This is a genomic window from Streptomyces sp. NPDC001941 (assembly GCF_040296945.1).
Taxonomy (GTDB): Bacteria; Actinomycetota; Actinomycetes; order Streptomycetales; family Streptomycetaceae; genus Streptomyces.
This window is the reverse complement of sequence record NZ_JBEOYE010000025.1, coordinates 40,335-53,889: the sequence shown is the minus strand read 5'-3', so window position 1 is coordinate 53,889 and position 13,555 is coordinate 40,335. Positions and strand designations below refer to the sequence as shown.

At 73.4% G+C, this 13,555-nt stretch carries 11 protein-coding genes and 1 riboswitch; of the genes, 5 read left to right on the top strand and 6 right to left on the bottom strand.

The features are described from left to right. Positions 1-222: 222 nt before the first annotated feature. A complete protein-coding gene (locus ABT160_RS18910; protein WP_351648800.1) occupies positions 223-705 on the bottom strand; it encodes a hypothetical protein in 483 nt (160 codons plus the stop codon). Between the two features lie 434 nt (positions 706-1,139). Here ABT160_RS18910 and ABT160_RS18905 point away from each other — a divergent pair, with 434 nt between their 5' ends. Next, on the top strand, positions 1,140-1,823 hold the full coding sequence (locus ABT160_RS18905) for a GAF and ANTAR domain-containing protein (protein WP_351648799.1): 684 nt from the start codon (positions 1,140-1,142) through the stop codon (positions 1,821-1,823). 284 nt (positions 1,824-2,107) lie between these two features. Here ABT160_RS18905 and mgtE read toward each other — a convergent pair whose 3' ends face one another. Together mgtE and ABT160_RS18895 are read right to left on the bottom strand one after the other, a co-directional pair. Next, complete coding sequence (mgtE, locus tag ABT160_RS18900; RefSeq protein WP_351648798.1) at positions 2,108-3,484, bottom strand: magnesium transporter; 1,377 nt, start codon at positions 3,482-3,484, stop codon at positions 2,108-2,110. A gap of 419 nt (positions 3,485-3,903) precedes the next feature. Beyond that, a riboswitch (M-box (ykoK) riboswitch) is annotated at positions 3,904-4,072 on the bottom strand. An 85-nt stretch (positions 4,073-4,157) separates the two neighbouring features. Beyond that, positions 4,158-4,781 (bottom strand): hypothetical protein, encoded by a 624-nt coding sequence (locus ABT160_RS18895; protein WP_351648797.1) that lies wholly within the window; start codon positions 4,779-4,781, stop codon positions 4,158-4,160. 252 nt (positions 4,782-5,033) lie between these two features. On the opposite strand from ABT160_RS18895, the gene ABT160_RS18890 reads away from it, so the two are divergent. Then, positions 5,034-6,410 (top strand): PP2C family protein-serine/threonine phosphatase, encoded by a 1,377-nt coding sequence (locus ABT160_RS18890; RefSeq protein ID WP_351648796.1) that lies wholly within the window; start codon positions 5,034-5,036, stop codon positions 6,408-6,410. Between the two features lie 55 nt (positions 6,411-6,465). Continuing rightward, positions 6,466-7,569, top strand: coding sequence for a cobalamin B12-binding domain-containing protein (locus ABT160_RS18885; protein ID WP_351648795.1), 1,104 nt, complete (start codon positions 6,466-6,468; stop codon positions 7,567-7,569). Here ABT160_RS18885 and ABT160_RS18880 read toward each other — a convergent pair. The 3 genes from ABT160_RS18880 to ABT160_RS18870 all read right to left on the bottom strand — a co-directional run bounded on the left by ABT160_RS18880 (position 7,566) and on the right by ABT160_RS18870 (position 9,596). Next, the gene (locus tag ABT160_RS18880; RefSeq protein ID WP_351648793.1) at positions 7,566-8,447 is read right to left on the bottom strand and encodes an aldo/keto reductase; all 882 of its coding nucleotides are present in this window, start codon (positions 8,445-8,447) and stop codon (positions 7,566-7,568) included. The genes ABT160_RS18885 and ABT160_RS18880 overlap by 4 nt on opposite strands. 130 nt (positions 8,448-8,577) lie before the next feature. Next, positions 8,578-8,850, bottom strand: a complete 273-nt coding sequence (locus ABT160_RS18875) for a DUF6332 family protein (RefSeq protein ID WP_351648792.1) — start codon at positions 8,848-8,850, stop codon at positions 8,578-8,580. A 65-nt stretch (positions 8,851-8,915) separates the two neighbouring features. Continuing rightward, positions 8,916-9,596, bottom strand: a complete 681-nt coding sequence (locus ABT160_RS18870) for a DUF6585 family protein (protein ID WP_351648791.1) — start codon at positions 9,594-9,596, stop codon at positions 8,916-8,918. A gap of 331 nt (positions 9,597-9,927) precedes the next feature. Here ABT160_RS18870 and ABT160_RS18865 point away from each other — a divergent pair, with 331 nt between their 5' ends. Next, positions 9,928-11,565: a penicillin-binding transpeptidase domain-containing protein gene (locus ABT160_RS18865; RefSeq protein WP_502984258.1), complete on the top strand. Its 1,638-nt coding sequence runs from the start codon at positions 9,928-9,930 to the stop codon at positions 11,563-11,565. Between the two features lie 214 nt (positions 11,566-11,779). Next, on the top strand, positions 11,780-13,510 hold the full coding sequence (locus ABT160_RS18860; RefSeq protein WP_351648789.1) for an amidohydrolase: 1,731 nt from the start codon (positions 11,780-11,782) through the stop codon (positions 13,508-13,510). Positions 13,511-13,555 lie beyond the last annotated feature (45 nt).

Genomic DNA, 13,555 nt, shown 5'->3' with positions numbered 1-13,555 from the left:
CCTCGTGCGCTCCCTGGCAGGGTCGAAGACATTCGGCAGCGCCCCCCACGACGACCATCGAGCCAGGACCCGACGCTCCTCACCAGTTGCCTCACGCCCCTCACCCTGGATCTGCCGCAGAACCCGCAGCGCGGCGAGGTTCGCCTCCAGCCGCGGCAGCGGAGCCGCAGGAGCCAGATCACTCTGGTCCCGGGGCCGGAACTCCCCCTCTACGGACGGCACTTACCTCAGCCCCTGGCGGGCAAGCGCGACATCAGAGAGGCCGGTCAGCTCCAGCAGCCGGGGAACAGCTCCGGCACGCAGCCGAGCACGCTCTGCTGCACTGAAGTCCGCAGCACGGCTGCGACCCGCAGCGAGAGCCTCGAGGTGCTGCTCACGCCACTGCTCCTCAACCAGTTCAGCCTGAGTGATCAGAGAGTCGGCTGGCAGATCGGGGTCCGGCTCAGCTGGCAGGAGCACAAGCTCACGCAGAGCCTCCCGCTCCGCCTCGTGACGCATGTACTGCAGCCGGCTGACCCGCTCGAGGAAGGACTCACCCTCACCGCGTGAGGCGGTCAGCCGAGCCTCGGTCCAGCGCGTACGAACCTCGTGCGCAACGTCTGCCCCGAGATCTGCGAAGAAGGCTTTGGAGTCGTCCAGGTCTGCCAGTTCGTCAGGCCGGTGCTCGACCCAGTGGTTCTGTGCCCGTCGGCCGTACTTGTTCACGTCCACACTCCCCACGTCCGGTGGGCAGCGCAGGACGATCGAGGACTCACAGAGGCATCTCCTACGCCGCCAGCCGGGACTCGCACGCACCGGTCGTGTACCGGCGACTGCGCGGCGCCGCGCTCGACGCGGGGTTCGCGGTCTGCCACGGGGCCGTGGAAGTGCTGCGTTCCGTACGGCAGAGGGGGCGTCGGCCCCGTGGCGGGAAGCCGGCCGTCCCGGCGCCGCGCCCGGGCGCCGACGCCCCGTCCGCGGACCGCCTGGGCCGGTCGTGACGGTGCGGCCCACGCGTAGGTGAACAGCCTCGGGCCGCCGGTTTCATGACGGAGAGTGAGGCGCGGTATCGGCTGTTCTCCTCGCGCGGCGCGTCGCAGAATCGTCTCCGGCGACAGAGCGGAGACGACGTCCCGACCGGGACGGGGGCGGAGGCTGACGTGGACTGGAGTCGCTTCGCGCTGCGGCTCGCCTCCATGGCGCGCGACCTGCTGGCGCAGGACTCGGTGGGCGCGACCCTGGAACGGATCACCGCGTCGGCGATCGACCTGGTCGACGGCTGCGACGCGGCGGGGATCCTCGTACTGGACGGCAACGGCGCGCAGACCCTCGCCGCCACCGACGAGTTGGTCGTGGCGAGCGACAGGCTCCAGGAACAGGTGGGCGAGGGGCCCTGCTTCGACGCCGCGCGCAGCACCACCGGTGACCGGGTGTTCCGCATCGCCGACCTCGACCGCGAGGAGCGCTGGCCCGCCTACGCCCCCCGAGCGCGGGAGCTGGGCATCGGCAGCGTGATGGGCTTCCTGCTCTTCACCGAGGACGAGGACCTCGGCGCGCTCAACCTCTACTCGCGCAAGCCGGGGGCGTTCACCGACACCAGCGAACTGGCGGGCTGGCTCCTCGCCTCGCACGCGGCGATCGCCTTCTCCAGCGCGCGTACCCACGCCCAGATGGAACAGGCCGTCGCCACCCGGCACGTCATCGGCGAGGCGATGGGGATCCTCATGGGCGCCCACCACCTCACGGAGGAGCAGGCGTTCGAGACGCTGCGGCGCTACTCCCAGGAGAACAACGTCAAGCTGCGCGAGGTCGCCCGCCGCGTCTGCGCCCACGGAGGCTTCTGACCCGCCCCTGCCGAGTCCCCTTCGTCAGGGGCGGGGTACGGCTTCCCCGGCTCTGCTGCTGAACCAGAGAAGCCTGGGCAGGGCCGGCACCCCCGGGGGATACGCGGCCGGACCCGGCCCTCCGCGCCGAGTCCCCAGCGAGGGCGGGCCCACACCTGAGGGCGGGTGCCTGCTTGCCGGATGGGGACCATTCGCCCGGCGCAAGGGCGGATATCGGGCGGAAGAGCAGGGACATCCCCGTCCCGCCCGCGCCGGCCCACGCGTCCGGTGCGGGCGGTGGTTGCTCACGCGAGCAGGTGGCCGAGGAAGGCGTACGCGAGGCCGAAGTACACGAAGACGCCGACCAGGTCCATGATCGAGGTGATCAGCGGTGCGCTGAGAGTGGCGGGGTCCGTGCCGATGCGGCGGGCCAGGAAGGGCAGCGCGGCACCGATGACACCGCCCAGCGCGGTGCACACCAGCATGCTCAGGCCGACCGTGGCCAGCACGCCCGGGGAGATCCCGTCCTTGACGAAGTACGTGAGGACGACCTCGAGGGCGGCGATGCTCGCGCCGAGGGCCAGTGCCACGCCCAGCTCGCGGCGCACGGCGAACCACAAGTCCTGCCAGCAGGTCCGCATCTGGCCGAGCGCCATGGACCGGATGACCAGGGTGGCGGCCTGGCTGCCGGTGTTGCCGCCCATGTCGATGATCGGCGCGATGAACGCCGCGAGCACGATGACCTCCTCGAGGATCGCCTCCTGGGCGGCCACGAAGCTGCTGGTGACCAGGCCGAACACGGTGAGCAGGCCCAGCCAGAACACGCGCGTGCCGAAGATCCTGCGGAACGGCGACTCGCGCAGGTCCAGGTCGGGCCCGCCGAGCGCCGAGGTGCCGCCGTACCGGGCCAGCTGGGTGGCGTCCTGCTCGCGGTCGATGTCCATCGCGTCGTCGACCGTGACGATCCCGACCATGCGGTCCTCGTCGTCGACCACCGGAACGGCCAGCAGGTCGTGACGGCGGATCAGCTCGGTGGCCCGCTCGTCGGGGTCACCGGCCCGCACGCTCACCGCGTCGGCTCCCACCAGCGCGTCGACCCGGGTGTCCTCGTCGGCCAGGATCAGGTCCCGCAGGGAGACCGAGCCGCGCAGCCGCCCCTGGACGTCGAGGACGAACACGACGTAGATGGTCTCCTTGTCCGAGGCCGTGGCCCGGATGGAGCGCAGTGCCTCCGCCACCGCCGTCCCGGACCCCACGGCGGTGTACTGCGACGTCGCGGCCGCCCCCGCGGTCCCCTCGGGGTGGTGGGCGAGGCGCAGCAGGTCCTCGCGCTCGGCCCGGGACAGCGACGGCAGCAGGCGCTGCCGCGTGTGCTCGGGCAGCCGGTTGTACAGGTCGGCGCGCTCGTCGGCGGGCAGCCTGGAGACCAGGTCGGCCTTCGTCGAGGGTGACAGCACCCCGATCACGGCGTCCTGCACCGGGTCGGTGAGGGCGACGAAGAGGCGCGTACGGTCCTGGGGCGTCGCGGACTCGATCAGGGCCGCGATGCGGTCGGCGGGGGCGTCGCACACGGCGTCCGCCACGTCGGCGGGCCACGCGTGCCGCATCAGCCGCGCGAAGCCCTCCCCGTCCGGTCGGTCGAGCAGTGCGCGGGCACGGGAAATGACGTCTTCGCGATTCATGAAAGCCTCTTGGAAAACGGCACGCTGAAATAGCGCACGGGTCTGAAAAGGAGGAGGGGAAACTGCGCGGGGGCAGGGGAGTGCCTTATCCCCGCCCGGTGCGGACCGAATCCGGGCGGACCGAATCCGGGCGGACCGAATCCGGGCGGGCCGGAGGACGACGGGACGCCTGGGCGGAGAAGAGGGGGCGCGGGTGGGCGTGCGAGGTCAGCGACGGATCACGGGATGCGGCGCGGAGTGCACGATCGACCACGGCCTCGGGAACCACCGGAACAACTACCGGAACCCGAACTCACAGCCGTCACCTCCACCCACACCAGGCGCACACGGCGCCACCGGACGTACGTCACCGGCGCGGTCGGACGCGCCGGGGTGCACACAGGGAGGCGAAACGGGACCCGCGGACGCGGATCGTCGGGCCGGCACCCCTTTCGTCAGAGCTTCGGCACTGCACGGCGTGCCCACGAGGTGGGAGCCACTTGGGCTCAACCCTTAAGTCGGGAGGAGCTGTCCTGACCCGGGGCGTCTTTCGACGTTTGGGGTCAGTGGCCTGTGTCCGTGCAGACGCCTCACCTAGCGAGGTGCATGCGTAAAGGAGTGTAAAAGGAAATTCTTTTCCGGGTCAAATAGCAAAATCCCGGATCGAGACGCGCGGTCACATCCCGCTACGCGGTCACATCCCGGTACGGAACCCCTCGTCGCCCTTGCAGCCCGCCGCCCTCATCCGGTCCGCCGTGGCGTCGGAGAGCACGGCGGCCGCCCAGGCCTCCACCGCCAGGGCCGTGCGCAGGTCCGCCTCGCCGGCGAACGCGTCCTCGTCCGTCTCGTCGACGAGCCCGGCGCGCAGGACGGCCTCGGCGGCCGGGCGCCACGCCTCCCCCAGGTCGTCCCCGCAGCCCACCTGGTCGTACTCCCCGTCGAAGCACCAGGCCGCATGCCACTCGCCGTCCGGGGCGCAGGCGACCGCCAGCGCGTCCCCGTTGTCGCGCCGCCACTCCAGGGCGGCCAGCTCCGGCGTGGCGGCGACGCAGTCCAGGACCACCTTCGCCAGGGCGGTGTTCGCCGCCTGCACCGCCCAGCCCTCGTCGTCCTCGCCCGCCAGGTCCTCCAGCACCGCCGCGAACGGCTCGGGGCCCTCGCCGTACACCCCGTACCGCACGCCCGTACCGTCACCGGCGCGCCAGGCCTCGCCGAACCACGGGGAGTCGCGGTCGCCGAAGGTGGTGTACGCGAACGCCTCCGCGCCCTCGCCGAGCGCGGCGATCATCGCGTCCTTGCTGGTCCACACGGGGGTCATACCGGCAGTCTCACGCGGGCCGGGCCGGTCGGCGACTCGGCGGGGCGGGGGCCGCGGCGACGGAACGAACGTTTTTGCAGTGCGGCCGGGCACATTTTCCCACCCACCCCCTCGGCCGGTGGCCGGATCCGCATACTGCTCCGCCGGATCGGGCGACCTGCCAGCATGAGCGCACTGATCCTCCCTCCTGCCAGCCCCCAGCGAGCCCCGGAAGGCGTCCATGCCTGGTCACACCGTGCGACAGGGCCCGCGATGAAGCCACGCCCCGGCAGGCCGGGCCGGACGCGCGGTGCCGTCACCGCGGGCGTCCGGCCCGGTCCCGGCGCGCCCCAGCCGGACGTCCGCGCCGCCGCACTGGCGGAGAACAGGCCCACGCCGTGGCCGGGGCAGTACGGGCCGGGCACGCCGGCCCGCGTGCGGGAGCAGGTCCTGGAGAGCCTGCACCCGTTCGCCGAGGCCGTCGTCCTGATCACCGAGGGCTGCGCCCGGGGCGCGCGGGTGACGCGGAGGAACGCCTCGGGCGGCCACGACTCGTACTGGTGCCCCGAAGCCGCCGCCGCCGCGCACCTCCTCCCCGGCCTCCCCGACGCCCTGGCGCCGTCCGCCGACCCCGGGGACGACCCGGTGCACTGCCCCTTCCCCGATCCGCCGCCCGCCTGGCTGCTGCCCGGGGAGCCCGTCGCCTACCGGGAGTCCCTGCTGCTGCCGCTGTGCGTCTGGGGGCGCAGGGCCGGAACCGTCCTGCTGTTCCGCCGCGACCCCGCCCCCGCCTTCGTCACGCCGGACGGCGGCCCGGCCCTGCGCGCGGTGGCCGCCATGGCCGCGCTCTCGCTGCACGCCGCCCAACTCCAGCACGAACTCGACCGCCTCACCGGACAGTTGAGGCGCCCCCTGCCCGCCACCGCGCAACGCCTGCTCGGCCGGGCCGACATAGCGGTCTCCTTCCGCCCGCGCCCCGAAGGGGCGGGCGTCGGCGGGGACTTCTACTGCTTCCTGCCGCCGGGCACGCCCGACACGGTCGTGGTCGGGGACGTGTGCGGCCACGACACCGCCGCCGCCGTGCGCGCCGCCGCCCTGCGCAACCGGCTGATCGGCCTGAGCCGACCCCGCCCGCACCACCGCGACGTCCTGCGCCGCCTCAACGCCCTGGACCAGGACGAGGGACCGGGCGCCGGGGACCCGGGCGTCGAGGACCCGGCCTTCGCCTCGCTGGCCATGGTCACGGTGACGGACGCCGGCCCGGGCCTCGACCTGGGCCTCAGCAGCGCCGGGCACCCGCCGCCACTGGTCCTGCGTCGCGACGGACGCGTACGGCGCACGAAGGCGCGGGGCGTCCTGATCGGCGTGCTGCCCGACCCGGAGTACGAGACCGAGCGGCTGCGCCTGGAGCCCGGCGAGACCTGCCTGGTCTACTCGGACGGCGCCACCGACGCGCGCGGCCCCGCCCCCGGGCCGCTGCTCGGCGAGGAGCGCCTGGCGGAGTTCCTCGCCTCGTGCCGGGGCCTGCCCGCCGCCGCCCTCCTCGAACGGCTCGACATGCTGATCGCCCGCTGGCTGGACGGCGCGGACCACGACGACCTGACCCTCGTCGCGATCCAGGCCCGCACGGGTCAGGACCGGGGCACGTGACGGCACGGCCGAGGCCCCGACCCGTACGACCCACGAACACGACGGCGGTGCGCGCATGACCGGACCCACGATCCCGACCGATCCCCGAACGCCCCCTCTGCCGCAACTCCAGAAGCTGTTCATGGAAGCGCTCGTCGCCTGCTCGGAGCACGACGCGAACGCCCTCACGCGCGCCTGGCTGGACGACGGGCTCGGCGCCGAGTCCCTCCTGCTCGACGTGCTCGCCCCCTGCCAGGAGGAGATCGGCGCGCTCTGGGCGTCCGGGACGCTCACCGTGGTGCAGGAGCACTTCGCCACCGCCATCAGCGAGCGCGCCGCGACGCTGGCCATGGCCCACCCGTCGGTCCGCGCGATCCCGCCCCGCGGCCGGATCACGATGGCCTGCGTACCGGGCGAGTGGCACGCGCTCGCCGCGCGCCTGGCGGCCGACGTCCTGCGCCTGCGCGGCTGGTCGGTCACCTACCTCGGACCGCACGTGCCGACCGGCCAACTCGCCCGCTACCTGGCCGGGTTCGAGGTCGGACTGCTCGCCCTCTCCTCCTCCATGACCACGCGCCTGCCCCAGGCGCACGCGGCGATCCGCGCGGCGCACCAGACGGGCGTCCCGGTCCTCGCGGGCGGGGCGGGCTTCGGCGGGCGGGGAGAGTACGGCCGCCGCCTCGCGGCGGAGGCGGTCGCCGTCACGGCCCGGACGGCCGCGGAACTGCTCGACACGACCGCGTTCGGCCCGGTGCGCCCCTTGACCCGGGTCACCTTCGAGCCGCCGCACGTCGAGGAGTACCTCCTGCTGCGCGGCGGCCGGGCGGCCCTGCTGGGCGAGATCACCGGACGTTCACGCGAAGGGGAGCGGGCAGGCGACGGGGACGGCGCGTCCGACGGGCAGGACACCGGCGGACGTTCCTCCGGAAGATACGGCTCCGGCGGCTACGGAGACGTCGAGTGCGCCGGGCACGTCCTCGACTTCCTGCTGGCCGCCGTGTACATGGACGACGTCACGGTCCTGCGCGACGGCGTGCGCTGGCTGGGCTCGGTCGCGCGGCCGAACACGGTGTCCGGCACCTTCCGGCCGCGCGACGCGCTCCTCGTACTGGCCCGTCGCCTCCAGGACTTCCCCCGGGCGCGGGAGTTCGCCGAGAAGGTCGGGACGGACAGTACCTAGCCGTCGAGTCGGGCCAACTGATCGTCGGAGAGAGTCAGTTCCGCCGCAGCGGCCGAGTCCGTGATCGACGAAGGGCGCTTCGCCCCCGGGATGGGGATCACGACGGGCGACTGGGCGAGCTCCCAGGCCAGCGCGACCTGCTGGGGGCTGACGCCCAGCTCGTCCGCGACCTCGCTGAACCCGGGGTGCCGCTCGGCGAGGTCCTTGGCCTTCGTCAGACCGCCCAGCGGGCTCCACGGCAGGAAGGCCAGGCCCAGCTCGGCGCACACGTCGATCTCCGGGCGGCTGGTGCGGAACGCCGGGGAGAACTGGTTCTGCACGCTCACCAGTGCGTCCCCGAGCACCGCGTGCGCCCGCCGGATCTGCCCCGGGTCCGCGTTCGACAGCCCGACCATGGCGACCTTGCCGCTCGCGTGCACCTCCTTGAGGGTGCCGAGCACCTCCTCGTACGGCACGTCCGGGTCGGGACGGTGGTGCTGCCAGAGCGCGATCTGCTCCACCCCGAGCCGCCCGAGCGAGTCGTCGACCGCCTTGCGCAGGTGCGCGGCGCTGCTGTCGGTGTCCCAGCCGCCGCCCTCGGTACGGACGTGCCCGGCCTTGGTGGCGAGCAGGACCCGGTCGCGTACGCCCAACTCGTCGAGCAGACCGGCGATGAGCCGTTCGTTCTCGCCCTGCGCCGCCGCGCCCAGCTCCTCGCCGGGGCCGTAGGCGTCGGCGGTGTCGAAGAGGGTCACGCCCGCCTCCAGGGCGGCGGACACCGTGTCGAGCAGCTGCCGGCGGGGCTGCGAGCCGGTCTGGTCGAACGTCATCAGGCCCAGCCCGACGGCCCCCACCGCGTGCCGCCCGACGGTGTCGTTGCCGATGTTCCGCGTCCGCATCGATGCGCTCCACTTCCGTAGGCCCGGTTCACGTCCGGGTGTTCCGTCAAGAGACGGCGTAACCGCCGGGGGAGAGATCGAAACCAGGCGGGGGCGTGACCGTCCCCGCCATGAGCAGGGCCCGCCCCCCTCAACGCCCCAGCCGCCGCCGCGCGTCGAAGCGCGTCAGCACGCGCACGACCCGCCACACCCACGCCAGCCCGGCCGCCACCGTTCCCGCCAGGAGCAGGGCCCGCCCCTCGGCCGTGGTGGTGCCGACCACCAGGGTCGGCGCGTAGAAGATGCCGAACACGACCGCCGCCAGCAGGGAGGCGGTCACCAGGGCGAACATGATCTCCACCGTCGCCGTGTCCTTCTCGCCGCGCGACTCCCGCCCCATGTCCTTGCCGTTCCTGCCGTCCATTCCGCCAGTCTCACACGGGCTCCACGGTAGGTACGAGACGATCCGGGCGGCGTCGTCACGGTCGCTCAGTCCTGCAGGCGCCGGCACAGCTGGAGGAAGAGGTCCATGTTGGCGATGTTCTCCATCTTCGCGCTGTCCACGGTCGTGCGCTTGCGGGACCCGTTGAAGATCAGGGTGCCGCTGTAGGAGGAGATCTCGGTGATGTCCGACCAGGGCGCCGAGTGCTTGCGGCCGGACAGCCGGTGCCGGTCGACCTGGTACGCGCCGAAGTCCACCGTCTCGCCGCGCTCGACCGCCGCGACGGCCTTCGGCAGCTGCGTCCGCGTCACCGCCTGGACGATGTGCTCGCCCCAGACGTCCGGCCAGAGGAAGAGGGCGCCCTGCACGATCGAGGTGATGCCCAGGGCCTGCTTCTCCTCCTTGAGGAACACCCGCAGACCCGGGCCGATGTTCACCCCGGCGCCGCTCGGGTCCAGGAGGGTGTAACGGGCGTCCCAGGGAACGCCGTTGCGGGTGCTCAGGTAGCGCAGGACCCGCACCGTCTGCCAGTCGTACGCGGCCTGGAAGCCCTGGGGCCCGGTCACCACGGCGCCGTTGCCGTGGATGTAGAGCCGCGAGGCGTTGTGCTTGCCGAACAGCCGGCTCTGCTTCATCCGGAACGTCCTCGACCACGGCCCGAGGCCGCGCTCGGCCGCGAGCGCGGCGGCCTCCCGGGTCGGCTGCTCGAAGGTGTCCTGCTCTTTCATCGGTACTCCTGACCCGGCCGCGGGCGCGGCGGCGTGACGGGGCGTACGGCGTTCCGCGCGGGTGTCGCGCGGGGCGCCGTCGCTCTCGGCTGACGTCCCGATGCTGGGCCCCGGTGCCGGTGGGCGGACAGGACAGACGACCGGCCATTGGTGACCGGCCGTCGACACCCCCTGCGCACGGGCGTTCGTCGCCCGCGTGCACCCGCTTTGGTACGTCCGGGGGTTGTACGGCTCCGACCGGCGCGCTCCCGCCGGGGCGCCCACGGCACGCCCCTACCTTGAGCGGTTCGGGTCGATCACCGGGACGACCAGCAGGCAGGGCGGAGGCCCCATGGGCGGCGGGCGGCAGGGCACGCGCAGGCGACGGCCACTCTGGATCACGGGCGCGCTCTCGCTCGGCCTCGCCGGGGCCGGGGCGGGCGTGCTCGCCGGGTGCGGCGGGGCGGGGGCGCCGCGCACCGGCCCGCTCTCGGCGGCGGAGGTCCGCTCGGCCACCGACTCCTTCCTGGAGGCGTGGGCCGACGGCGACGTGGAGGAGGCGGCCGACGGCACGGACCGGGCGGGCGACGCGGGCGCCGCGCTGCGGGACTACCAGGAGCGCGCCCACCTGGCGGCGCGGGACCTGCGGGCGGGGACGCCGAGCGGGACGAAGGTGCCGTTCACGGTGAAGGCCGACTTCGCCTACGAGGGGGCGAGCGCCGCGCTGGCGTACGACTCCTCGCTCACCGTGGTGCGCCGGGCCGGGGACGGCGAGCCGGTCGTGCACTGGACGCCCCAGGTGCTGCACCCGATGCTCGGTCCCGGCAGGCAGCTCGCCGTGCGGGAGACGGGCACCGCGCCGGTCGTGGCGCTCGGGCGGGACGGGCACCCGCTGGACACCCGGGCGTTCCCCTCGCTCGTGCCCGTCGTGGAGGGGCTGCGGCAGTCCTTCGGCAAGACCGTCGGCGGCAGGCCGGGCGTCGAGCTGCGCGTGGTGGCGCGGTCCGGGGCGAACCACGGTGCGGAACCGGCCAGGGACGCGGCCCTGCTCTCCGTCGGGGCCGGTGCGGCGGCGCAGGTGCGGACCACCCTCGACGCGCGCGTGCAGCGGGCGGCCGAGGCGGAGGTCGCCAAGCGCGCGGACGCCTCGATCGTGGTGCTCAAGCCGTCGACCGGCGAGATCCTGGCGATCGCGAACTCCGGGGGCAAGGGCCCCGACACGGCCGTCGAGGGGCGGCTCGCGCCCGGTTCGACGATGAAGATCGTCACCGGCTCGCTCCTCCTGGAGAAGGGCCTGGCGGGCCCCGACAAGCCGCACCCGTGCCCGAAGACGGCCTCGTACGGCGGCTGGGAGTTCCACAACGTCGACGACTTCGAGATCGGGGGCAGCACCTTCCGGCGCAGCTTCGCGGCCTCCTGCAACACCGCCTTCATCACCCAGGCGGGCCGCCTTGCCGACGACGAGCTCTCCCGGCAGGCGCGGGACGTCTTCGGGATCGGCGAGCCCTGGTCGGTCGGGGTGCCCGCCTTCACCGGGACCGTGCCCGTGGAGCACGCGGCGTCCAAGGCCGCCCAGCTCATCGGCCAGGCGCAGGTGCGGATGAACCCGCTGACCATGGCCTCGATCATCTCCACCGCCCGTACCGGGCGCTTCGCGCAGCCCTTCCTGGTCGCGCCGGACGTCGGCCACCGCACCCTGGCGACGGCGCGCCGCCCGCTCGACGCCAACGCCCAGAAGCAGCTGAGGGACCTGCTGCACACGACGGCGACGGCGGGCTCGGCGGCCGCGGCGATGTCGGGCCTGACCGGTGACGTGGGCGCGAAGACGGGGTCCGCGGAGGTCATCGGTCAGGAGAAGCCGAACGGCTGGTTCGCGGCCTGGCACGGCGACGTCGCGGCGGCGGCCGTGATGCAGCGCGGCGGCAGGGGCGGGACGTCCGCGGGGCTGCTCGTGGCGGCGGTGCTGAGGGCGGTGGACGCGGCGAAGTAGCCGGGAGGCGGGAGGGCCGTACGGATAGCGGGCTCACGGGGTCCGTGCCGGGGCGCGTGCGGGAGTCGGCCGGAGAACGGCTGATCGGAACGTTGCGTAACACCGCTGTCATCCAGGGATGTTGACGCTGCAACCTTCTCGGTCGAGGGTGCTCTCCGCATGGCCCTTACAAACACCGTACGGTCCCGTCCGCCCATCCGTTCCGGAGGCCCCCGTGTGTGACCTGCACGACCAGCACGAGCACGACCACCTTCCCGCCGGCGCGCCCCAGCTCAGCCGGCGCCACGTCATGCAGCTCCTCGGCGCGGCGGGGGTGACCGCGGGCGTCGCCCAGGTCGCCGCCGCCGACCCCGCCCAGGCCGCCGCGGTCGACGCCACCCCCGCCGGGTACGTCGCGCCGGCCGGCCGCGCCGCCGACACCCCCGCCAAGAAGGCCGCCCTCGCCTGGATCGCCGCGCACCAGGACGACATCACCGGCCTCAACGACGAGATCTGGGGCAACGCCGAACTCAGCCTGCGCGAGTGGAAGTCCTCGCTGGCCGAGGCCGAGTTCCTGGAACGGGCCGGTTTCGACGTGGAGTTCGGCACCGCCGGCTTCCCGACCGCGTTCACCGCCACGTACCGCCAGGGCAGGGGCGGGCCCGTGCTCGGCTTCAGCGGCGAGTACGACGCGCTGCCCGGCCTCTCGCAGCGCAAGGGCGTCGGCCACCACGACCCGCTGGAGTACGTCCACGACCCGTTCGCCCCCGGTTACGGACCCGGGCACGGCTGCGGCCACAGCGCCCTCGGCACCGCCGCCGCGGCGGCCGCCGCGGCCGTGGCCCAGGCGGCCAAGAAGCACCGGCTCCCGGTGACCGTGAAGTTCTTCGGCTCGACCGCCGAGGAGACCCTGATCGGCAAGACGTACGCCGTGACCAAGGGCGTGTACGAGGGCCTGGACGCGTTCCTGGACTGGCACCCCTCGACCGCCAACGCCACCGGCTGGGGCACCACGACCGCCATGACGGCCGTGACCTTCACCTTCCTCGGCGTCGCCGGGCACGGCGGCACCCCGCTGGGCAACAAGAGCGCCCTCGACGCGGCCGTGATGATGGCGACCATGTCGGAGTTCCTGCGCGAGGAGAACCTGGCGCCCAGCGGCCGGCTGCACTGGGTCATCAACAACGGCGGCGACATCCCCAACGTGACCCCGGAGATAGCCGAGATCTCGTACTACGTGCGCGAAGGCAGCCCCGAGCGCGTCCGGGTGCTGCTCGACAAGGTGGTCGCGGTGGCCGAGGCCGCGGCCAAGGCGTCCCAGACCACCGTGCGCCACCGCGTCACCTCGGCGTGCTGGAACCAGCTCCCGGCCAAGGCGTTCGCCGAGCTGCTGCACGAGAACATGCGGACCATCGGGCCGCCGGTCTACACCGCGGACGCCCAGAAGCTGGCCAAGGAGCTCCAGGAGTCGCTCGGCCTGCCCGCCGCGGGCATGCACACCCAGGTCGCCGAACTCACCCCGCCCAACCCGGCGTTCCTCGGCGGCGGCTCCACCGACGTCGCCGACATCAGCTGGAACGTCCCGACCGTCTCCCTGGGCGTGGCCCTCGCCCCCATCGGCACCAAGATGCACACCTGGTCCACCGCGGCCTGCGCCGCCGCCGCGCCCGGCCGTGCCGCGGTCCTCACGGCGGCCCGCTACCTCGCCGCCACCGCCGTCGACCTGATCACCCAGCCCGAGCAACTCAAGGCGATCAAAGCCGAGTTCGCGGAGCGCACCAAGGGCGTCGAGTGGAAGACGGCGCTGCCGGACGACTACGAGCCGCCGATGTACGAGCCCCCGGCCTGGTTCCTGAAGCGGACCCGGCAGAGCTGGCCGCCGGAGAACATCACGTGGCCGCCCCGGCGGATCGTGTCGCAAGAGAAATTCGCCTCGCTGGGGCCCGATCTCGCGCCGCAGAAGTAACACGTGTCAAACACCCGGAACCATCTTTTACGGTGACATCGCTCG

Excerpts from the sequence above, each read along its gene's own strand:
- ABT160_RS18870 (WP_351648791.1), bottom strand. The coding sequence starts at position 9,596 with ATGAAAGAGCAGGACACCTTCGAGCAGCCGACCCGGGAGGCCGCCGCG.
- ABT160_RS18895 (WP_351648797.1), bottom strand. The coding sequence starts at position 4,781 with ATGACCCCCGTGTGGACCAGCAAGGACGCGATGATCGCCGCGCTCGGC.
- ABT160_RS18875 (WP_351648792.1), bottom strand. The coding sequence starts at position 8,850 with ATGGACGGCAGGAACGGCAAGGACATGGGGCGGGAGTCGCGCGGCGAG.
- ABT160_RS18880 (WP_351648793.1), bottom strand. The coding sequence starts at position 8,447 with ATGCGGACGCGGAACATCGGCAACGACACCGTCGGGCGGCACGCGGTG.
- ABT160_RS18885 (WP_351648795.1), top strand. The coding sequence starts at position 6,466 with ATGACCGGACCCACGATCCCGACCGATCCCCGAACGCCCCCTCTGCCG.
- ABT160_RS18865 (WP_502984258.1), top strand. The coding sequence starts at position 9,928 with ATGGGCGGCGGGCGGCAGGGCACGCGCAGGCGACGGCCACTCTGGATC.
- ABT160_RS18890 (WP_351648796.1), top strand. The coding sequence starts at position 5,034 with ATGAAGCCACGCCCCGGCAGGCCGGGCCGGACGCGCGGTGCCGTCACC.
- mgtE (WP_351648798.1), bottom strand. The coding sequence starts at position 3,484 with ATGAATCGCGAAGACGTCATTTCCCGTGCCCGCGCACTGCTCGACCGA.